The sequence below is a fragment of the Citrifermentans bremense R1 genome (genome assembly GCF_000426865.1).
In the GTDB taxonomy this organism is placed as follows: Bacteria; Desulfobacterota; Desulfuromonadia; order Geobacterales; family Geobacteraceae; genus Geomonas; species Geomonas bremensis.
On sequence record NZ_AUGE01000037.1, the window covers coordinates 1 to 21,704 of the forward strand.

Genomic DNA, 21,704 nt, shown 5'->3' on the forward strand with positions numbered 1-21,704 from the left:
GAATTCTTGTGAGTATCGAGCCATGTGATTGCCTCCTCCGCCCGCAGTTTACAGGTGAGCTATTGAGGCGACAACTATTTTGACACGGCGGGGCCAGGATGCAGACCGGGGATGACGGTCCGCGAACACTGTTGTAGGCTGGCTTTTGCGCTTTGGCGAGAGGGATTTCCACTTATGAGGTACTTCGATATAGGGGGAGGGGATTCGTGGGAAGAAAAAGCGGCTGCACCGGGATGCAGCCGCCTTTTTCTTTTCAAATGATGATGAGTTCGACTGTCTCGGACCAGGGACCGACGCCGGCATCCTTGAGCAGCCTCGCCCTGAAGTAGGCCCTGCGGGCGGTTTCCAATCCTTCCACCGTGAAGTTGCAGTAGTGAGCGATTTTGAGCGGCTGCCACGACTCTTCCAATCCGGGGTTGCCGAAGCAGATCTGCAGATCGACACTCCCCTTACCGTCCCAACTGCTGACGTGAACCTTGATGGAGCCGGGCTCCTTGCCGTGGGTGACTGTGAACTTGTAGAAACTCGTTGGCGCCTTTACGGTTGTATTTCGAACGGCTTTGTGTGCTCTATCCACCCCGATGGTATCCAGCAGGCCGGGGTTGTCGGTATGCTCCGAATACATCACGACATATTGGCAGGAGAACTTTATCGACTGAATGATCTTCTCCCGCGCAGCCCGCCTTTCGGGCTCCTTCGATGGGTCCAGCCTTGCCGCAGTCGATGTCTGCTTCACCTGTTGCGCGTCCTCCCTGATTCGGGTCGGACCCGGAATACAGGGGGGAATGGGTTGATCCTTGAAAGCCTCGTGGTCCTCCATGCGGTCGGCTACGTTCTCTCCGTAGAGGGCCAAGTCACCGTCACCGAGATCCTTAAGCCCTTGGATGTCGAATACCTCGCTCATCGTTACCTCCCGTGCTTGGCGTTGAATTTATGGGGGCAATTATTAGCGCGTATTAAGTATTGTCAAGCAGTTTTTTCTTACCACCCGCGGCACCCTCTGCTTCTTCATGACTCTGAGTTCTTCCTGCTATTTTCTAAACCGATAATCAGCAGCAAAGGCATAGACAGCTTACGCTTGGCGATACGAAGTAAATCTACACCTTCCGCATCACTTCCTTGAGGGCTTTGAGGGTGTACGGCTTCTGGATGAATCCTGTCAGCTCTTTGCCGGCGAATTTCTGGACTACTTCGTGTTCGCTGAACCCGCTGGACATGATCACTTTTAACTCCGGATCTATCCCCCGCAGTTCGCGGAAACACTCCTCGCCGTCCATTCCGGGCATGGTAAGGTCCAGGATGACGGCGAGTAGGTCCTGGTTGTTCTTGAAGGTTTCTATGGCCTCGGCGCCACTGCCGGCAACAACAGGAGTGAACCCCAGCTCTTTAAGGAGTTCGGCGGCGACGGTTCTCACTACCTCCTCGTCGTCCACCAGCAGAATCCTTCCCTCGCCGCTCCAGCCATTCTCGATTTCCTCCGGGACCGAGACCTCCACCGGTGTAGGCTCAGAGGTCGGCAGGAGCACTTGAAAAGTGGTCCCCTTGCCGGGATCGCTGGATATCCTTATCCCACCCTTGTGGCCTCTGACTATGCCGTGCACTGCGGCTAGACCCAACCCCCGGCCGGTGAACTTGGTGGTAAAGAAGGGGTCGAAGACTTTGTCGAGCACTTCCTTCTCCATGCCGCAGCCGGTGTCTGTGACCTCCAAGAGCACGTAGCTCCCTTCGGCCAGGGCTTCGCCCAGCAGCACGTCCTGCAGGCTCTCCCTGTCCTGTATCCCGCCATCGGTTCTGATGATTATCTCGCCGCCGTTTTCGCCAAGCGCCTCTACTGCGTTCATAAACAGGTTCATCACTATCTGCCGCATCTGGTTGGCATCGGCTTCGACCATCGCGAGCGGCTTGTGCAGCTTCAGTGTCAGGACTGCGTTGGTCGGTAGCGACGGTTCCAGGATCGGGTGCAGCTTTCCGATCAGCCGATTCAGGTCCAGCTTTTCAATGACGAATTTCCCTTTGCCGGAGTAGGCAAGCATCTGCTTGGCAAGATCGGCTGCCCTCATTGCTGCTTTCTCGATGTTGCGCAGATTCGCGGTGATGGGGGAGGCCTCCTCGATCTTCATCAGTGACAGGTCCACGTTCCCAATGATGGCCATCAGGATGTTGTTGAAGTCATGTGCCACGCCGCCGGCCAGCACTCCCAGGCTTTCCATTTTCTGGGCGTGCAGCATCTGTTGTTCCAGGCGGGAGCGTTCTTCCGCCGCTCTCTTTCTCTCCGTTATGTTCTGCCCCACGGCCTGAAACTCGGTTATCCCCCCGTGATCGTCGAACACCGCTCGATTGGTCCATTCGTGCCAGATTACAGCTTCCTTGGGACCAACCAGTGCCTGTTCCATGGTTTGGGTTGGGATTCGAGGCGAGAGGGCGTGCAATCCCTGCCGGACCGGCTCCCGGCACTCTGGCAGGAGAAAGTCGAAGAAGCTTTTGCCTAAAAGATCCTCTCGGCGCTTTCCCAGGTCGTGGGCCAAGGCGGGGTTTACATAGGTGAGCGTGCCATCGGGAAGGAAGGTGGCAATATAGGCGGGACTGTCTTCCGAGATCTTGCGATAACGCTCCCGGCTTTCCTTCAGCGCCTGAGCTGCGGCGATGGCGCCTGAATGTGCGGAACGGAGCATGAATGCGATGACCGACAACAGGATGCTCACGGTAATGCCGACGATCAGGTAGTTTCTGGACTGGCTTTTCCTCTGCTCCTGCGCAAACTGCGGCAGCGACTCGAACGTCAATAGCCAATTCCGGCCGAATCTCTGAAACGATCGGGTCGTCTGCAGTTCGCCCCGGTAGCTTTCCGGAAGGTAGAGGTTGGATTCGGAGACAGAGTCATAGAGAAGCCCGGCTGGGTTCGGCTCCTTGTCCGTATAGATCCTGAAGCCTATGTCTTTCGACATTCTGGGGAAGGTCGCGGAAAGGAAGTCTTTGATTCTGATCGGGCTGTAGGCGTACCCGGTCACCGCGATGCGCCGCTGCGCTACGGTTTCCAACGGGACTCCCCGCTTGTACACGGGGATGTACATCAAGACACCGGCCTGCTTATCCCTCTTCGTTTCCTGCACCAGCGTAACCGGACCGGTTGTTACCGCTTCTCCCAAGTCGCGGGCCTTCGCCATGGCCTCGTGGCGAATCGGTTCGGAGAACATGTCGTAGCCGAAGGCACGCTGGTTGCGCCAGTCAAACGGTTCCAAGTAGATGATGGCGGTGTACTCCTGCCGCTCCCCCTCCGGCCACAATCTGTAATTGGGGAATCCTTCTCCCCTTATCCGCTGGATATGGCGCTGCAAATCCCGGGGACGGACCACCTCGGTGAAGCCCAGCCCCTGGAAACCGGGAAAGTCCTTATCAAGCGAAAGCGACAGGGCATAGCGCCGCCACTCGTCGCGCGTCACAACCTCACTGGCGTTGAAGAGCCCGGCCGCCCCCCTCAGGATCTGTTCGTCATCCGTCATTCGGGTGAAGAACTTACTCTTTATCTCATCGGCGCGATCGTTGAATACTACCTGTGATCTGACGTTCAGGCTATGGTCGTACTGGCGCCAGAAGAAGAAAGTCATAAGAAAGGAAAGGGCCATGACGAGGTACGGCAAAATATGTATGCTTTTTGCCCAAAGGCTTGTGGAGGGTGGGTTGTCGACTGGTGGCGGGGTGGTCGGCATGCGTTATCCTGTCATTATGGGCTTGCGTGGGGAGCTTCTTCCGACGCTAAGTTTACTTGAACAGGTGGGGAATTCAATGATGCGGCTTTTATCTTGCCTGCTTCAACGGGATAAGCAAAGCCCCTGTTCCTAAAAGGAAGCAGGGGCTTTGGTATGCAAAGAGATCCTGAAAGATCTGCCTAAGTCAGTGCGAGAAGTACCTGAGATCCACGCGAGGGGAGGAGGGGACGACCATTTCGGTGTGGGTGACGTACCCAAGGCCGTTACACATGGAACAGGTCACCACGCCGCTTCCGTAGCAGTCGCAATCGTATTCCCAGATGTCGAGCACCGGGACAAAGTACTTGTTTCCTTTGCCGTCGCATTTGGCACAGGCGACTACCTTCTTACCTTCACATTCCGGGCATTGTGTCATGATCTGCTCCTTGCAGCTATGGCCTGGTGTTTGTTAGCCGTAAGCTCAATGATTTCGGCGCTGAGGGACCCAGTATAAAATCAACCAAGAAGATGTCAACCTGGTAGCTTTAAAATAATTTAATTTATCTGCCGCGCCTTTCTTGACATAGCGCCGGCGAAAGACCTATCCTTGAGTGGTAGCATGAGATAAAAGCAGAGATTAATCAGGAGGTTTGTCATGATCAGGCCGATTCCGGAAGGATATCACAGCGTCACAGCGATGTTCATGTTCAAGGATTGCCGCAAGGCGATCGAATTCTACAAAAACGCGTTCGGAGCCCAGGAGCGGTACGCCATGCCAGGCCCGGACGGAAACGGGGTAATGCACGCGGAGGTGCAGGTAGGCGACTCCATCATCATGATGGGAGACGAATTCCCGCAGCAAAATTGCAGGAGCGCGGAAAACATGGGAGGTTCGCCGGTCAGCTTCTACCTGTACGTCGAGAACGTGGATGCCGCTTTCAGACGGGCAGTAGAAGCGGGAGCAACGGTTGAAATGGAGGTACAGGAGATGTTCTGGGGCGACCGTGCCGGGTCGCTGCGGGATCCGTTCGGTTACAACTGGATGTTGGCGACCCACACCCGCGATCTGAGCCCGGAGGAGATCCGCGAAGGTGCCAAAAGGGCATTTTCGCCGATGCCTGAAGGCTGACTCCGTTGCCTGCGCTGAGCCAAGGCAGACGCCCATGATGGATGCTCCGTCGTGGGCGTTTTTTCATTCAGGCGCTATACTGCTTCAGTTGATTTTGCGCCATTACGCTGTCGCCGCTGCTAAATGGAGGAAGGGATGAACAAAAAAGAGGATTTAGTGATCTTGATAACCGGCGCCACCGACGGCCTGGGGGAGAAGGTTGCCGCCGATCTGGCAGGGACGGGTGCGACTTTGTTGCTGCACGGCAGGGACCGGGACAAAGGGCGGATGGTGCAGGCGAAGATCCACAAGGCGACGGGCAACGACCGTCTCTACTATTACAACGCAGACCTCTCAGCGCTGGACGACGTCGATTCCCTCGCCGCTTTAGTGACCAAGAGGTGTTCCCGGTTGGATGTGCTGATAAATAACGCAGGCGTCGGCGCGGGGCCCGACCCGACCCGCCGTCAGGCAAGCCCCGACGGGTTCGAGCTGCGGTTCGCCGTCAACTACCTTGCGCCCTTCCTGCTCACCCGCAGGCTCCTGCCGCTGCTTCGGCGCACGGCGCAGGAGGCGGGAGAGGCGCGTATCGTCAACGTTGCTTCGTTGGCGCAGCGGGACATCGATTTCGAGGACGTGATGCTGGAAAAGGAATATGACGGCATGCGCGCCTACGCCCAGAGCAAACAGGCCTTGATCATGTTCACCCTGGATCTGGCTGAAGAACTGGCTGGGACGGGGGTAACGGCGAACGTGCTCCACCCGGCCTCGCTCATGGACACCAACATGGTGCGGGAGTGGTTCGGAGCGGCGCGTACTACGGTGGAGGAGGGGGCGGCTCACGTGGAGCGCCTGGTGCTCTCCGAGGATTTGAAGGGGGTAAGCGGTATCTATTTCGATCAGAGCCGGGAGTCGCGCGTCGCGGAGCAGGCCTATGACGCGGAAGTCCGCAGGCGCCTGCGCGAACTCAGCTTCAAATGGTGCGGAGCCGGCAGCTAAAGCTCTTCGCTCCCCTCATCCTTGTCCAGCGCCCGTTCCCAGCCGTCCTCGTTCAGGTCGTGCCGCAGCAGGTACTTTATAGAGTCCTGATCCCGAACCTTGAAGTAGTTGCCGGAAGGAGGCCGCGGTCGCCGCACAGGGGGCGAAACTGGTTCAGCGCCACCAGGAAACCCATCAGGTAGATGAGGCCGAGACCCCGCTGCAACAAAAGGCGTATGAACCAGTAACCGTTGTCGCTGCCGATCATGTTGTACCTCCGCTAACCTCCCTTTGAAGTTCAGCTCTTGATATCCTCCAGGGCCAAGCTTGCAGCGTGGTAGCCGCACATGCCGTGGACGCCTCCGCCCGGCGGGGTGCCCGAAGAGCAGAGGTAGAGCCCTTTTAGCGGCGTCCGGTACGGCGAAAAAAGCGTCGGCCTCGCCAAGAACTGGCGCAGGTCCTGTATCCCTCCGTTTATGTCTCCACCGATCAGGTTGCGGTTGTAGCGCTCAAGCTCCGCGCAGTTGCGGGTATGGCGGGCCAGCACCAGGCTGCGGAAACCGGGTGCGAAGCGCTCCACCTGCGCCTCGATCCGTTCTGTCATGTCGACGGTGGAGCCGTGGGGGACATGGCAGTAGGCCCACCCCACATGCTTTCCGAGCGGCGCCCGGCTTTGGTCCACCAGCGTCGGCTGCGCGAGCAAAACGAAGGGGTGGTGCGGATGTTTTCCCTCCGACACTTCCCGCTCGGACCGGGCAAGCTCGTCCGCGGTCCCGGCGAGATGCACCGTCGCGGCGCGGCGGCACCCTTCCGACGCCCACGGTATCGGAGCGTCCAGCGCCCAGTCGATCTTGAAGACGCCGGGGCCGTAGCGATACGCCTCGATCTTCTGCCGGTACCGTTCCGGCAGTGGGGCGTCGATCTTCAACAACTGGCGCGGCGTCAGGTCGAGCATGGTGAGGCGGGCTTTGGGGAGCTCCGTCAGCGAGTCGATTCCGGTATCGGTGACGATCTCCCCTCCCAGGGAGCGGAGGTAGGAGGCAAGTGCTGCGGCTATCATGCGGGAGCCTCCCTTTGCCACCGGCCAACCGGCCACGTGTCCGAGGGCGCCGAGAACGAGGCCGAACGCAGAGGATAGAGGCTCGGTGAGCGGCAGGAAGGAATGCGCGGCCAGCCCGGCGAAAATGGCGCGCGCGGCTGGCTCTTTGAAGCAGGAGTTGCCCATCCGCTGCGCGGAGGTGATCCCTCGCAGGCCGAAGAGCAGCATCGCCAGCGGGTGCTGGGGGTAATGCAGCGGCGCCAGCAGATCGGGGGCCAAGTCGTCCCACTGCCGCACCAGAGGAGACATGAGCCGCAGGTAAGCTTTTCCGTCGCTCCCCAGGAGTTCAGCGGTCTTGTCTATGGAGCGGTATAAAAGGGCGGAGGTGCCGTCGGGCAAGGGATGTGCGAGCTGGATCTCGGGGTAGATCCATTCCAGCCCGTGTTCATGAAGGGGGAGCGAAAGAAAGAACGGCGAGGCTACGCCCAGGGGATGGACGGCGGAGCAGACGTCATGCCGGAACCCGGGGAGGGTGAGTTCCTCCGTCCTGGTTCCGCCGCCGATGGTGGGGTATTCCTCGAAGACGGTCACGGAAAGCCCCGCTCGCGCCAGGGTGATGGCGGCGGCGAGGCCGTTGGGTCCGGAACCCACCACGACGGCATCGGGCGTGCTGTTCGGCGGCATAATCTCCTCCTAAAACCAAAAAGCTTTCACCACAGAGGACACAGAGGGCACAGAGGAAAAACTGAAACGAGGGAATACTCAAACCTTTTTTGGGGGGGCCTTTTTGCCGTTGCCTCTGTGTTTCCTCTGTGAACCTCTGTGGTGAGTGCCTTTGCTTTTCCCTGAAAAAAACTCTGTGCCCTCCGTGGACCTCCGCGACCTCTGTGTTCCGCCGTTCGGTCAAGGGGGACAGGCACCTTGCGGAGCCAGTCCCCGGATTTACTTGCTCCGGTTGCAGGAGGCCAAAAGAGCGTCCTTGTGCTTGGCGTATGAGGCGTTGTTGCCGGGGCTGCCGGGAGGCATGGTGAACTGGATCGTTTTCGGGAGGATGACGCCGCAATATCCGGGGGTGTCGGTGGACAGCGTCGGGAACCTGCGGCCGGGGGGCTTATTGTGGCAACTGAGACAGGAATCTTCGCCGGGGTTCAGCACGATGCCGTTGAGCGCGATGGTCGGCCCCTGGTTTTGCGGCCAGGCTGGATGGACCAGCGGATCGGACCAGGTTTTCGGCAACAGGTTGGCGATATCCATAGGCTGGCCGGGATGCACTATGAACGGGTTCTCCCCGGCATGGCAGTCGGTGCAGATACCTCCGGAGCCGTTGAAGAGGTCGGCGCCGCCGGCGAAATTGGACAGCGGCACCGGCGTGTTCTTGGGGATGCCGAACTGCATCTTGTTTTTCTGGTTGTCCCAGAAGCAGGACTTGCCGGTATCGGTCCCGAGGCAGATGATCCCCAAGAGGCTGATGGTTTCTCCAGAGGAGCGCGGCAGGGCGAAACAGACTCCTTTCGGGGCGTCGCCTTCGAAGGCATAGAGGTCGGCGTCGATGCCGGGGCTGATGAACTTGGTCCCCAGTTTGCCTAAGTACTTCCAGCTCGAACTCCCCCAGTCCGGGGGAATGGGGACGCCGGCGGCGCGGCACTGCTCGATATAGGCGGGGCCGCCGAGGTTGGTTGAAAGGAAGGTAAGGAGACCTTCGCGCCAGAGCAGGGCGACGAGATCCTTTCTGACCGGACCGCCGCCGTTGGGGACCTCTTCCAGTTCGCCGTCCTTCAACCGGATGTAACGCTCCAAAAGCGCGCTGTTCTTGCTTCCTATCTGCGCCGCGTCCCGCGGTTTGACCGCTTCCACCAGCCATCCCAGCAGCGCGGCGTTCACCAGGATCTTCTCAGACTTGTCCTGAGGCTTGATTTTCTCGATGCTGCGCTGTTTTTGCTGGAACAGCGCCTTTTGCTCGCTGCTTCCTTCTTGGTAAAGCCGTTTCAGGTAATACCTTTGCGCGTGCAGGACGAAATTGGGAGAAACCTCGACCTCTTTTCCCTTCCCATCGAACACGCCGCCATGGCCGATAGAAACGACCGGATCGGTCGCTGCGACTTTCCACTTTTGGATCTTGCTGTACTGCTTGTTAGCACATCCTGTGAGTGCTGCGGCGATGAACAGCAGAGAAGCGATCATCGTTCTCATGATAACCTCCGTTACGGAAACACCCGGTCCTGCCGATGGATGCTGGGGAGACACTGCATGAAAGATGGGGAGATTAAAAGTTTATTAGAATGTAGCGACCTTTGTGATTCAGTCAAGGCAGGAAGAAGCGTGGCGCTTTGTGCCCGGCCGTGCCGGAGGCGGCATGAAAGGGGATCGGGCGGCAACGGCAAGTTGGGCAGGAAGGTTAAAAAATTAGGAGGTGCATCGCGCCGCGCAGCAGTATGCCGAAGAGGGCGCCGATGACGGCCGGGCGCACCACGGAACTGCAGCGGGTGCCGGCGGAGGCGAGGACGGCAACGCCGACTATGTCGCAGGGGTTGGTGAGGAAGCCTGCCATCCGGTTCAATTCGGTGACGGTGATGGCGCCTTCCTTCACCAGGTTGAGCGTCACCCCCATCATGGCGGTCCCTCCGGCCAGATATTTGGTGGCCAAGGGGAGCACCGCCACCGCGGGGAAACCGATCAGTGCGAAAAGGGGGCGCAGCGCCGTTTCCAAAAGCGCGATGGCGCCTATCTCCTTCAGCACGTTCACCAGGAAGATGGCCAGGATCAGCATGGGGATGGCGCCGAGGATTACCTGGACCGCCTCCTGGCCGCCTACGATCATCAGGTTGAGGGCGGTGCTTTTCTTTGCGGCGGTGGCGGGGACGCCGTGGTCTTCATGCTCCCCTCCCTCGTGCCCCAGCGAACGGGTGAGTAGGTAATAGGTGAGCGCCGCCGCCGCGAGTCCCCCCGCGAGCGAGGTCATCATGATGGTGGCAAGGTCGAGCCCCGCGGCCACCATGGGGAAGACCACGTTGGCCTGCGACATGGTGAGGACCATCGCCAGCGTGGCGGCGATGGCCCGCTTTGCGGTCCCGTCCTTCTCCATCACCGAGAAGGTGGCGACCGGAGCGGCGAAACTGACCAGAAGCAGCTGCAGCATGGCGAACGCCCCGGCGCCGGGTACGCCGAAGATCCTGAGCACGGGGCGAAGCCACTTGGCGACCAGGGCGAGGATGCCCCGCGCCTCCACCAGCTTCATCATCGCCATCATCACCACCAGCACCGGCAACAGGGTGTAGAGCGCCAGGTCTAGCGCCGACTTTCCAGAGAGCAGTATGATCCGTATCGCTACTTCCATGCAGTCGCTCCGCGATGAAGGGGGTCTGGGGCACACGGGAAAAGCTCATCATTAAAATAAAAGTTTTGGGAATATACGGGAAATTTTTCAGCATTGCCAGCAAGATCGAAGGGGACTGGCTCCGCCAGGTGCCTGTCCCCTTTCGTAGTCCCGTCATCTCGTTCCCAAGGTCCACCTTGGGAACGCAAGGCCTGCCGAAGCTCCAGCTTCTTTCTGGATGCAAAGCTGCAGCTTTGCGCCGCATTGGGTTCCCAAACTGGAGCTTGGGAACCAGGAGACAGCAGCGGAAAACTGATGGCGGCGCTCTTTAGACTTGCCTATTCGCTAACGAAACAATACATTTATGCCGATTAGTAAGAATCGGGCAGTACGCCGTAGCGCAAGGCCTGCCGAAGATTAGATGCAAAGCTGGAGCATGGGAACCAGGAGAGGCAAAATCCCCCCTGTCCCCCCTTCGCAAAGGGGGGGACGCAATAGCCTCCCATCTGCGTAAAGGGGGATGCAATAGCCTGGCTCTGCGTAAAGGCAGGCGCAATAGCCTCGCCTGGTCCTTGATCTCGTTGCCAAGGTCCACCTTGGGAACGCAAGACCTGCCGAAGCTCCAGCTTCCATTAGATGCAAAGCTGGAGCTTTGCGCCGCATCTGGTTCCCAAGCTGGAGCTTGGGAACCAGGAGATGTACGTATGCCGCTGCAACCGCATTCTGGCGGGCGATCAGCCGCCGAAAGGATTTTTAAATGCCGACAGTACTGGTGATAGAGGACGAGAAGGACCTGGCGGATCTGGTGGCTTTCCACTTGGAGCAGGAGGGATATTGCTGCCTCGTGGCCCACGACGGCGCCACCGGGCTCGCGGAGGCGCGCCGCAGCAAACCTGACCTGATACTGCTCGACCTGATGCTCCCGGGGATGATGGGGACGGAGGTCTGCCGCACCTTGAAGGGGGCGGAACTTACCGCGGGCATTCCTGTCATCATGCTCACCGCCCGCGGGGAGGAGATCGACCGCGTGGTCGGGTTCGAGATGGGGGCCGACGACTACGTGGTGAAGCCTTTTTCCACCCGGGAGCTGATGCTGAGGGTGCGGGCCGTCTTGAGGAGAAAGCTTCCCGCTTCCGAAGTGGCCACCATCTCGCTGGGGACGCTACTAATCGATGTGGAGCGCCACCTGGTCCGGGTAGCCGGGGAGGAGGTGCAGCTCACCTCGACGGAATTCAAGCTCCTGATGAACCTGGCGGAGCGGATCGGGCGCGTGCAGAGCAGGGAACTCCTTTTGCAAAACGTCTGGGGATACAGCTACCTGGGCGACACGCGCACCGTGGACACGCACATGACCCGCCTGCGCACGAAGCTTGGGGCGGCGGGAGAGCTGATCAAGACGGTGCGCGGCTTCGGCTACAAACTGGAGGAGTCATGAAGGGGGGCTTTCGCTGGAAACTGATGGCATCGTACCTGCTGCTCGTGCTTCTTTGGGGGGCGGGACTCTATTTCTACCTTGCCGCGAGCCAGGAAACCTCCATGACGCAGGGGACGCGGCAGCATCTCGAGGACGAGGCCCGCATCGCTTCGCTCATGGCGCAAAAGGAGATCCGGGACCTGAAACAGGATGCGCCGGCTTTGACCGAGGCGCTGTCGAAAGCGATACGCTCGCGCGTCACCGTCATAGCGGGGGATGGTGTCGTGGTCGCTGACTCGGGCCTGGCCCCGGACGAATGGGAAAAGCTGGAAAACCACGCCAACCGCCCCGAGGTGCGGCAGGCTCTCAAGGAGGGAATCGGCAGCGCCATCCGCTACTCGGCCACCCTCCACACCGATATGCTTTACGTCGCCGCTCCTTTCGGGGCCCATGGCGTGGTACGGCTCGCGCTTCCGCTCTCGGAGCTGGAGCAGGCCAAAGAGCGCCTGAGAAGAAGCCTGGGCGCCGCCCTCGCCGTCGCGGTCCTCGCCTCGCTTCTTTTGTCCTACTTCCTCTCCAATCTCAACTCCAGAAACCTCAGAAGGCTCTCGACCGGCGCCCAACGCATCGGGCGGGGTGAGTTCGGCGCGAGGATTGCCGTCCAGAGCCAGGACGAGATGGGCGAACTGGCCCACGTGATGAACGAGATGTCGGGGCGGATCGAACGGCAGCTGGAGCTGATCTCCTCGGAAAAGAACCAGCTGGACGCGATCTTGAACGGCATGGGGGAGGGGGTGATGGTCACCGACCGGGACGCCGTGGTGACCCTGGTGAACCCCGCTTTTTGCACCATGTTCGCCACTGGCGCCGAGGTGCAGGGGAGGCCGCTGCTGCAGATCACCCGCCACCCGGACCTTTACGCCGCTTGCCGGGAGGTGCTCTCAGCGCGGCAGGAGCGGCATCAGGAAATAGCCCTTGCCGGAGGGAAGACCGTGCTGGTGCACTGGGTCCCACTGCGCGAGGGGGACGGGCTGCAGGGGGCGGTGGCGGTGTTCCACGACATCAGCGCCTTCAAGAGGGTGGAGAAGATCCGTCGCGACTTCGTGGCGAACGTCTCTCACGAGCTGAGAACGCCGGTCACGGTGATCAAGGGGTACGCCGAGACGCTTCTGTCGGGTGCGCTCGCGGCCGACCCTGAGCGCGCCGAGCGTTTCCTGCTGATCATCCAGAACCACGCCGACCGCCTTTCCGGCCTGGTCCGCGACCTCTTGACCCTCTCCGAACTGGAGTCGGGGGAGATGGGGATGCAGTTGAAGCCGGTGGCGCTCGACGAGGCGATCCGGCAGGCGCTCCTCCTGGTGGGGCAGCGGGGCGAGGAAAAGGGGGTTCAACTGGAGCAGCCGGCGGGGGAGGCGGGGTTGATCGTCCAGGCTGACCGCGGCCGGCTGGAGCAGGTGCTGATCAACCTGTTGGACAACGCCATCAAGTACAGCGAAACGGGGAAGTCCGTGGGCGTGGAGACTGCGCGGGAAGGGGCCCTGGTGCGGGTTTCGGTGCGGGACTCGGGGATCGGGATACCGGAAAAGGACCTGCCGCGCCTCTTCGAGCGTTTCTACCGGGTGGACGAGGCACGAAGCCGCGACAACGGAGGGACCGGCCTCGGGCTCTCCATCGTGAAGCACATCGTGCAGGCCCACGGCGGCACGCTGGAAGTGAAAAGCACGCAGGGTAAAGGGTCCGTCTTCAGCTTCACCCTGCCCTTGGCCAGTTAGAGTTGGAACGGCTGAAAAGCAAATCCCCCCGTCCCCCCTTCGCAAAGGGGAACGCAATGGCCTTGTTACTCTGGGTTCCGCCAGAGTCAAAGTCATTCACGCGGATCACGCGGATTAAGCGGAAACTTCACGGATAAGGTCTGCAAAATGGAAATCCTGAAAGTTGATCCGCATTATCCGTGCCTTTTTCCCTTTTCCCCGTGCGAGGTTTTTGACCTCAGTGACCTCCGTGGACCTCCGAGACCTCTGTGTTCCGCCTTGGGTCACCCATTAAAGCCGGTTTGACTCCGTTTTAATTCCTATTACAGTAGTTGGGTCCGTTGTTTATGCTGCCTTTCAGGCAGCCATGTCCTTGCAATTGCACCGCCGAGGCCTTATCGCCGCCGGCCGGGACAGTCCCGATGAAGCAATCAGGCAACGAGCCGCAAGAGGAATTCCTCTGGCACCGTATGCGCGTCACCGAACTGTACCGGATGCTCGACTCCGCCCCCCAGGGGCTCAGCTCCGGAAAGGCCGCGTCGCGTCTGCTGCGCTACGGACCCAACGCCATCAGCGTCCCCCCCGGAAGGCCGCTCTACCTTAAACTTCTCGACAACTTCACCCACCTGATGGCGCTTCTTCTCTGGGCCGGCGGCGCCATGGCGTTCATCGGAGGGATGCCGGAGCTCGGCTGGGCGATCTGGGCGGTGGTGGTGATCAACGCCGTCTTCTCCTTCTGGCAGGAGACCCGCGCCGAGAAAGCGGTGGAGGCGCTCAAGAGGCTTTTGCCGGCCCAGGTCACCGTCTTGCGCGACGGCTGCGAGCGGCTGGTCCCGGCCGAGGAACTGGTCCCGGGGGACCTGGTGCTTCTCTCCCAGGGGGATCGCTGCTCCGCAGACCTGAGACTCGTCGAGGAATGGGACCTGCGGGTGGACCAATCGACCCTCTCCGGTGAGTCGCATCCGGCCCGCAAAACCGCCGACCCCTTGCTGGACGACTCGCTTTCCAGACGCGAATCCCCGAACCTCGTCTTCGCGGGGACCAGCGTCGTCTCCGGTACCGGCCGCGGGGTCGTCTTCGCCACCGGCATGCACACCGAGTTCGGCAGGATCGCTCGCCTCACCTCGGTGACCGTCGAGCCCCCTTCTCCCCTGCAGCAGGAAATAAACCGCATGACCCGCGTGATCTCCTTCCTGGCGCTCGCCATCGGCGTCGTCTTCTTCCTCCTCTCGGTACTGATCCTGAAACGCGAGATCCACGCCGGCTTCATCTTCGCGGTGGGGATGGTGGTCGCCTTCGTGCCCGAGGGGCTTTTGCCCACGGTGACCCTCTCCCTAGCCATGGCGGTGCAGAGGATGGCCAGGAGGAACGCGCTGGTGAAGCGGCTCTCCTCGGTGGAGGCCCTTGGCTGCTGTACGGTGATCTGCACCGACAAGACCGGCACCCTTACCCAAAACGAGATGACGGTGCGCGAGATCTGGGTGCCGGGGCACGCCTATACCGTCACCGGCGCGGGGTACGCACCTGCGGGGGAGATAATCGATGGGGATGGTTTCGTGGAGCGGCCGGCGCGCGGGACGCTTTCCCGCCTGCTCATCTCGGCCGGGCTCTGCAACGACGCCCGGGTTGTCGCCCCAGCCGTCGAAGGGGCTGCGTGGACGGTGGTCGGGGACCCGACCGAGGCAGCCCTCAAGGTCGCGGCGAAAAAGGGGGGGATAGATCTCGATAAGGAGTCGGCCCGTCTGCCGCGCCTGCGCGAACTCCCTTTCGACTCCCAGAGAAAGAGAATGGCTACGCTGCACCGGGAGGGGGACGAGGAAACGCTTTTCGTCAAGGGTGCTCCGGCGGAGGTGGCCGCCCTCTGCAGCGCCGCTCTCAAGGACGGCGCCCGAATCGCGCTCAGCGCGCAACTGAAGCAGGAGCTTTCCGGGGCCAACGACTCCTTCGCCCGCAGGGGGTACCGGGTGCTGGCCGTCGCGGAGCGGCGCCTCCCCGAAGGGCTCACCGATTACTCGCCGGAACAGGTGGAGCACGAGCTGGTCTTCCTGGGGCTCGTGGCGATGCACGACCCTCCCAGGCCCGAGGTCGCCGCCGCCGTCAACAAGTGCCATGGCGCCGGGATCCGGATCGTCATGATGACCGGGGATTACGGGCTCACCGCGGAGAGCGTGGCGCGGCGCATCGGGGTGATGAGCGAGGAGGTTAAGTGCCGTCTTGTGACCGGCGGGGAACTGGACGCGATGGACGACCGGGCGCTCTCGGAGGCGCTGGCCGGCGAGGTGATCTTCGCCCGCGTGGCGCCGGAGCATAAGCTCAGGGTGGTGCAGGCGCTTCAGTCGGCGGGGGAGGTGGTGGCGGTCACCGGCGACGGGGTGAACGACGCGCCGGCGCTCAAGAAAGCGGACATCGGGATCGCCATGGGGGTCGCGGGCACCGACGTCGCCAAGGAGGCGGCCGACATGGTGCTCATGGACGACAACTTCGCCTCCATCGTGAACGCGGTCGAGGAGGGGCGGGCGGTGTACGCCAACATCCGGAAGTTCGTCACTTACATCCTAACCAGCAACGTCCCGGAGGCCTGGCCCTTCATACTGCAGATCGTGCTGAACCTCCCGCTCCCTCTCACCGTGATGCAGGTGCTCGCCATCGACCTAGGCACGGACATGGTCCCGGCGCTCGCTCTCGGCATGGAGCCGCCGGAACAAGGGATCATGGAGCGTCCTCCGCGCCCCCGCAAGGAGCGGCTCATCAACAAAAAGCTCCTGGGCCGTGCCTTTTTATGGCTGGGGACCATGCAGGCTCTCCTTTGCCTGGCCGGGTTCTTCCTCCTATACCTGAGCTACGGCTACGTGGACCTTTGGCATCTGCCGCGCCCGGACCTCCTCCCCTACCGGGAGCGTCTTTTAACCCTTGACGGAACGGTGTACGTGCTGGCCACCTCCATCTTCTTCGTAGGGGTTGTCTGCACCCAGGTCGGCAACGTCTTCGCCTGCCGTACGGACCGGGTCTCCGTCTTCTCGGTCGGCTTTTTCAGCAATCGCTTCCTTTTGGCGGGGATCGGCTTCGAGCTCCTGCTCTGCCTGCTGTTGATCTACCTGCCGCTGCTGCAACCGGTGTTCGAGGTGGGGGCGCTGCCGGCCAGGTTCTGGGGGATCACCGTTTGTTTCCCGGTGCTCCTTTTGCTGGCCGAGGAGGGGCGCAAGGCTTGGCTGCGGGGGCGGGAGAAGAAACGCGCGCCGGGGGCGCGCCTTTAGAGAAGGGATAGGAGTGCGTCGGGGTCCGGGAGGTGCGACATGAGGATCGTTGTGATCGGCTGCGGGAGATTGGGCGCGGGGCTTGCCGAGGCGCTGAGCCGCCGGGGCGTAGAGGTGGTCGTGGTGGACCGGGAGGCTTCGGCCTTTGACCGGCTCTCCCCCACCTTTGGGGGGAGGACGGTGACCGGGGTCGGTTTCGACCGCGAGGTCCTTTTGCAGGCGGGGATCGAGCAGGCGGACGCTTTGGCCGCAGTCACCGCGAGCGACGAGGTGAACGTGGTGACCGCGCGGGTGGCCCGCATCCTGTTTCGCGTCCCCCGTGTCGCGGCGCGGCTTTTCGATCCCGGCAACGAGGAGGTGTACCGGCGCCTGGGGCTCACCACCATCTCCCACGTCACCTGGGGGGTAAGCCGGCTCATCGAGCTTCTTTGCTACTCGCCGCTGCAGACGGTGAAGAGCCTTGGGAGCGGGGAGGTGGAGCTGGTGGAGGTGGAGCTGCCGCTGCTTCTGGCGGGAAGGAGCGTGCGGGAGCTGAGCGTCCCGGGCGAGATCCAGGTAGTGGCGCTGACCCGGCAGGGGCGAACCTTGATACCGACCCCCGGAAGCGAGTTCCGCGCCGGCGACCTGTTGCACCTGGCGCTGCATTCTTCCGGCTCGGGCAGGCTCAAAGAGCTGCTCGGACTGCAATAGGAGAAAGCCATGTTCGTCATCATCGTGGGAGGCGGCAAGGTCGGGGAGCATCTGGCGCGGCTGCTGCAAAAGGGGGGGAAGAAGGTGCTTCTCATCGAGCAAAGGGGCGAGAGGATCCCTTCCCTCAAGCGGGGGCTGGGCGAGGGAGCGGTGGTTTACGGGAGCGGGACCGACCCGCGGCTTCTGGAGTCGGCGGGAGTGAGGGAGGCGGACGTGGTCGCGGCGGTTACCGGCGCCGACGAGACCAACCTGGTGCTGGCGGGGCTTTGCCGCTCCGAATTCCGGGTGCCGCGCGTCATCGCCCGGGTCAATCACCCGAAGAACCTCTGGATGTTCACCCCCAAGCTCGGTGTCGACGTGGCGCTGAACCAGGCGGATATCCTGGCGCACCTGGTGGCCGAGGAGATGTCGCTTGGGGAGATGATGACCCTCTTGAAGCTGACCAAGGGGGAGTATTCGCTGGTGGAGGAGAAGGTGCACCCGAAATCGGCGGTGGCGGGAAAGGCGATCAGGGAGATGGCGTTGCCGGCGGAGAGCGTCATCGCCGCGGTGATCCGCGGCGGAAAGCTCCTGGTGCCGCGCGGCGACCTGGTGCTGCAGGCAGGCGATGAGGTCTTGGCCGTGGTGCACGCGGGCGAGATCCCGAGACTCTCGGCGCTATTGGGCGCCCCCGCAACAGAGGCATAGTAGTTGGTGTGAGTTGTCAATTGTCAATCGTCAATTGTCAATTGAGTCAATTGCCTCCCCAAGCACCCTGCCGATGTCGCCGGCGGTGTAAGGCTTGACCAGTGTGGCGCAGAAGCCGAAGCTGCGGTGCTCGGACATGACGGGGTCGTTGGAGTAGCCGCTGGAAACGATCAGCCGCGCCTCAGGGTCGAGCTCCAGGATCCGGCGCGCCGCATCCTTGCCGCCCATCCCCCCGGGGACGGTGAGGTCCATGATCACGGCTGAGTAGCGTTCACCGCGGGCGCAGGCGGCGCGATACAGTTCGACCGCCTCGGCGCCGTCGGAACATACCTCCACCCGGTAGCCGAGCTCGACCAGCATGGACTGGGTCAGCTCCCTGATCATCTCCTCGTCGTCCATCACCAACACGCTTTCTCCCCCCCCGTGCAGACGCTCGGCCGTGTCCTGCCCAGCCTCCTCCGCCACCGAGTGCCCGGTGGAGGGGAGGTAGATGGTGAAGGTGCTCCCCTTTTCCGGAGCCGAGTCCACGAGGATCATGCCGCCGTGCCTGGCGACGATGGAGTGGGTCGAGGCAAGCCCCAGGCCGGTGCCGCTGGTCTTGGTGGTGAAGTACGGGTCGAAGATCTTTTCCCGGTCCGCCTTGGGGATGCCGCATCCCTGGTCGTTGAAACTCAGCCGTACATACGGGCCCGGTGCGAGGCCGAAGCGGTTGCCTGCTTCCATCACGGCGTCCTCGCCCGCTATGGTGAGGGTTCCCCCCCCCGGCATGGCGTGCACGGCATTGATGATGATGTTGTTGAAAGCCTGGTTTATCTGCCCCTCGTCCGCCTCGATGACGCAAAGGTCGTCGGCGATTTCGATGACCCCCTTGACGTTGGTGCCGCGCAGGACCAGCGAGAGCGATTCGCCGACCAGCGGCTTGACGGAGAAGGCCTTCTTGATAGGCTGCCCACCCCGGGCGAAGGTCAAGAGCTGGGAGGCTAGTTCCGCCGCTCTCTGGCAGGCCTTCTCGGCCTTCAACAGCGGCGGCGCCGCCTTGTGGGCCGCGGGGAGCGCCAACTGGGCGAAGCTGATGTTACCCACTATCCCGGTAAGGATGTTGTTGAAGTCGTGGGCGATCCCCCCCGCCAGCACCCCGAGGCTTTCCAGTTTCTGCATGTTGAGCATCTGCGCCTCGATCCGCTTGTTCTCCCGCTCCAGGCGCATCTCCTCGGTTACATCCTGCTCCAGTACCAGCAGGTGCGCTCTTCCCTCCAGGTCGAACCGGGAAAGGTGGCAGCGCAGCATGATGTCCCTCCCCCGGGAGCTGCGGATTTCCGCCTCGAAGGGGCGGGGGAGCCCGTCGGAGAGCACCTTTTCCGCCACCGCGACGAGCCCCGCTTCGCGCCAGGGGTGCAGCCCGCGGAAGTCGCGCCCCAAGAGCGCTTCCCTGGTGCCGCCGGAGATCCCGGCTGCGGCCTGGTTCAAAAGGATGCAGGCGCCGCTCTCCCCGTCGAAGACGGTGATCCCCATAGGGGAGTGTGCCAGGAGGGTCTCCACCAGCATGAGCGCCTTGCCACGGGCCTCGTCCGCTTTGATGCGGTCGGTTATGTCGGAGATGATCCCGACCAGCGCCTGCAGTTTGCCGTCGGGGGCCTCCAGCCTCCTGCCGGAGAGATAACCCCAGAAATCCCCATGCTCCCCGCACAGGTAGCGGCGTTCCGTGCAGGCCTGCTCCATTTCTCCGCGGATCAGTTGCTCCATGAGTTTGCTCCCCACCTCGCACTGTTCCGGGTGGAGATGGCTTTTGTAGTCGGAGCCGATCAGCTTGTCGTGAGGGCAGCCGAACATCTCGGCCATCCTCTTGTTCGCGAAGCGTATGACCCCTTTGGGGTCGACCATGACGATGCCGGCCTGGGAGGTCTCGAAGATGACGCGCAGCCGCTCCTCGCTTTCCCTGAGCGCCTCTTCCGCCGCCTTGCGTTCGGCCACCTGTGCCTTGAGACTTCCATTCAACTGCTTGAACTTCATCACGATGACGACCAGAACCGCGATGACGGAACCGCAGACCAGCAGAATTTGGAGGATGACGCGATAGTACTTGCCGGGGGCGGGGTCGAAGCTCACGCCGGTGCTGTCGAAGCCTTCCGGAACCATGCCGAGCTTCGCGAACGACTCGCCGATCTGGCGCCAGCGCTCCGGGTTCTGGTACCCCAACTCAACCAGGGTGGGCTGGATCAGGGACTCCATCTGGTTCGCCTCGAACATGAGCCAGTCGCGGCTTTTTTCCCGGGAGTACTTGGCGAGGATCAGGTCGACTATTTCGGACTTGTTGGCCATGGCATAGCGCCACCCCTCCAGCGTCGCCTTGCGGAACGCGCGGGCCAGTTCCGGCTTTGCCTCGATATTGGCCCGCGTGGTGAAGAAATTGTCGCCGTAAAAATCTATGCCGTAGGTAAGCGGGGAGAAGAGGAGGTAGGGTACCCCTTCCTGCTCCAGGATGAAGGGCTCGTTGAAGCTGTACCCCATCATGACGTCCGCCTTGCCGCGGATGAGGTCGCGGGGGTCGCCGTTATGGGGGACCTGCACCAGCTCTTTTTCGCTGACGCCGTTTTGCCTCAAAAGCGTCAGCATGTCGCCGTGCTGGTTGGAGTACATGAACCTGCGGCGCGCCATGTCGGCGATGGAGCGGATTCCGGTGCTGCGGGGGGTGATAAGGACGGCGGCCGAATGCTGGAAGATCTGCCCCAGCACCACCAGGTCTTCGCCGCGGGCGCGGCGCAAAAGGATTGCCGAGGTCCCAACGCCGAAGTCCGCCCTGCCGGAGAGGACCTCGTCCTCCACCTCGGTTCTCGGCCCCCCCTCCTTGATGGTCACGTCGAGGCCGGCCCGGCGGTAGAACCCTTTCTCCAGCGCCGCGTAGTACCCGGCGAACTGGAAATGATGCAGCCATTTCAGCTGAACGGTCGCCTTTTCCAGTGCCAGCGCCCCCTTCGGGACAAGGAGCAGGGCGATGACGGCGAGTGATACTGCCATGAGCGGGAGGCGGTGCCCCCGGGGATGGTGGTTCATACACGTTCCTCAAGGACCGGCAGCGCCGGGGGCGGCGGGTCAGCGCGGCCCGCAGTATTCGGCAAGGTAGGCCCGGATCCGTTCCAGGTACTCGTTCCCGTTTTGCCGGGTGTCGCTCATCAGCTTCATCAAAAAGAGCAGGCGGCGCTCCGCGTCTTCCTTGCTCTCCAGAAATTTCACCCCTAGCAGTTCGTCGCAGCCGTGGACCACCTCGCAGGCTATCTGCAGGGGCGGCAGCGGTTCCTCATCCTCCTGGAACTGTAAAACGCAACTGTCCCCGGCTGCGAAGGAAACTGCGGCATCCAGGCGCAAAAGCGCGCCGTTGAAGGAGATATTCTCCAGACAACCGGTGTAGTTGTCTCCCTCGGTCAGAACCTCGACACTGTGTGACGAAGGGGCGCGATAGAATTGGCGCGAATTTTTCATGTTTCCCACTCCGGTTGATGTCGCGCTTTGTCTCAGAGACTGCATCGTGAACAGTATCGGCTTGGAGACGATTAGGCTTTAGTGGTTTTTCCGTGAAAATACCACAGCTTGCTGGTGGTATGACAGTATTATCTCTTGTAACTGGAGCCTCACTCTTGTATAAGGTTGAAAATATTCACACAGAAACGTTACTTAAATGTTACGAGACTGATTACAGAGAACCCCTGGCAATGCCACACACACCCTCACATTCTCCCTGCTGCTGTAACTCCGGCGCTCGCCGTTTCGTGCCGCCGTGTCGTCTTTG

16 protein-coding genes are annotated in these 21,704 nt (G+C 61.6%); 7 read left to right on the forward strand and 9 right to left on the reverse strand.

Annotated features, from left to right (window positions below; genetic code table 11):
• Positions 1-253 precede the first annotated feature (253 nt).
• From K419_RS0116880 to K419_RS0116890, 3 genes are all read right to left on the reverse strand, one after another.
• Positions 254-904 carry a hypothetical protein gene (locus tag K419_RS0116880; RefSeq protein WP_026842598.1) on the reverse strand — a complete coding sequence of 217 codons (651 nt, stop codon included), beginning with the start codon at positions 902-904 and terminating at the stop codon, positions 254-256.
• Positions 905-1,097: 193 nt separating this feature from the next.
• A complete protein-coding gene (locus K419_RS0116885; RefSeq protein WP_026842599.1) occupies positions 1,098-3,707 on the reverse strand; it encodes a CHASE domain-containing protein in 2,610 nt (869 codons plus the stop codon).
• Between the two features lie 184 nt (positions 3,708-3,891).
• Positions 3,892-4,122, reverse strand: coding sequence for a hypothetical protein (locus K419_RS0116890; RefSeq protein ID WP_012531387.1), 231 nt, complete (start codon positions 4,120-4,122; stop codon positions 3,892-3,894).
• Between the two features lie 219 nt (positions 4,123-4,341).
• Between K419_RS0116890 and K419_RS0116895 the strand changes: the two genes are divergently transcribed.
• On the forward strand, positions 4,342-4,815 hold the full coding sequence (locus tag K419_RS0116895) for a VOC family protein (protein WP_026842600.1): 474 nt from the start codon (positions 4,342-4,344) through the stop codon (positions 4,813-4,815).
• 135 nt (positions 4,816-4,950) lie between these two features.
• Positions 4,951-5,793, forward strand: coding sequence for an SDR family NAD(P)-dependent oxidoreductase (locus tag K419_RS0116900; protein ID WP_026842601.1), 843 nt, complete (start codon positions 4,951-4,953; stop codon positions 5,791-5,793).
• A 76-nt stretch (positions 5,794-5,869) separates the two neighbouring features.
• Here the strand turns inward: K419_RS0116900 and K419_RS23650 are convergent, their stop codons facing one another.
• The 4 genes from K419_RS23650 to K419_RS0116920 form a co-directional block, all read right to left on the reverse strand.
• Positions 5,870-6,040, reverse strand: a complete 171-nt coding sequence (locus K419_RS23650; RefSeq protein ID WP_156912231.1) for a hypothetical protein — start codon at positions 6,038-6,040, stop codon at positions 5,870-5,872.
• 30 nt (positions 6,041-6,070) lie between these two features.
• Positions 6,071-7,495, reverse strand: coding sequence for a phytoene desaturase family protein (locus K419_RS0116910; RefSeq protein WP_026842602.1), 1,425 nt, complete (start codon positions 7,493-7,495; stop codon positions 6,071-6,073).
• 258 nt (positions 7,496-7,753) lie between these two features.
• On the reverse strand, positions 7,754-9,001 hold the full coding sequence (locus K419_RS0116915; protein WP_026842603.1) for a hypothetical protein: 1,248 nt from the start codon (positions 8,999-9,001) through the stop codon (positions 7,754-7,756).
• Positions 9,002-9,206: 205 nt separating this feature from the next.
• Positions 9,207-10,145 (reverse strand): nucleoside recognition family protein, encoded by a 939-nt coding sequence (locus K419_RS0116920; protein WP_026842604.1) that lies wholly within the window; start codon positions 10,143-10,145, stop codon positions 9,207-9,209.
• A gap of 736 nt (positions 10,146-10,881) precedes the next feature.
• Here K419_RS0116920 and K419_RS0116930 point away from each other — a divergent pair.
• The 5 genes from K419_RS0116930 to K419_RS0116950 all read left to right on the forward strand — a co-directional run bounded on the left by K419_RS0116930 (position 10,882) and on the right by K419_RS0116950 (position 17,920).
• Positions 10,882-11,559 carry a response regulator gene (locus tag K419_RS0116930; protein WP_026842606.1) on the forward strand — a complete coding sequence of 226 codons (678 nt, stop codon included), beginning with the start codon at positions 10,882-10,884 and terminating at the stop codon, positions 11,557-11,559.
• Positions 11,556-13,310 (forward strand): two-component system histidine kinase PnpS, encoded by a 1,755-nt coding sequence (pnpS, locus tag K419_RS0116935; protein ID WP_026842607.1) that lies wholly within the window; start codon positions 11,556-11,558, stop codon positions 13,308-13,310. Before K419_RS0116930 ends, pnpS begins: the two co-directional genes overlap by 4 nt.
• Positions 13,311-13,711: 401 nt before the next feature.
• Positions 13,712-16,543 carry a cation-translocating P-type ATPase gene (locus K419_RS0116940; protein WP_084154268.1) on the forward strand — a complete coding sequence of 944 codons (2,832 nt, stop codon included), beginning with the start codon at positions 13,712-13,714 and terminating at the stop codon, positions 16,541-16,543.
• Positions 16,544-16,582: 39 nt separating this feature from the next.
• A complete protein-coding gene (locus tag K419_RS0116945) occupies positions 16,583-17,233 on the forward strand; it encodes a potassium channel family protein (protein ID WP_026842609.1) in 651 nt (216 codons plus the stop codon).
• A gap of 9 nt (positions 17,234-17,242) precedes the next feature.
• Positions 17,243-17,920, forward strand: coding sequence for a potassium channel family protein (locus K419_RS0116950; protein ID WP_026842610.1), 678 nt, complete (start codon positions 17,243-17,245; stop codon positions 17,918-17,920).
• A 30-nt stretch (positions 17,921-17,950) separates the two neighbouring features.
• Here K419_RS0116950 and K419_RS0116955 read toward each other — a convergent pair whose 3' ends face one another.
• Complete coding sequence (locus K419_RS0116955) at positions 17,951-20,971, reverse strand: ABC transporter substrate-binding protein (RefSeq protein WP_026842611.1); 3,021 nt, start codon at positions 20,969-20,971, stop codon at positions 17,951-17,953.
• Between the two features lie 39 nt (positions 20,972-21,010).
• Positions 21,011-21,397 (reverse strand): PilZ domain-containing protein, encoded by a 387-nt coding sequence (locus K419_RS0116960; protein ID WP_026842612.1) that lies wholly within the window; start codon positions 21,395-21,397, stop codon positions 21,011-21,013.
• Between the last annotated feature and the right edge of the window lie 307 nt (positions 21,398-21,704).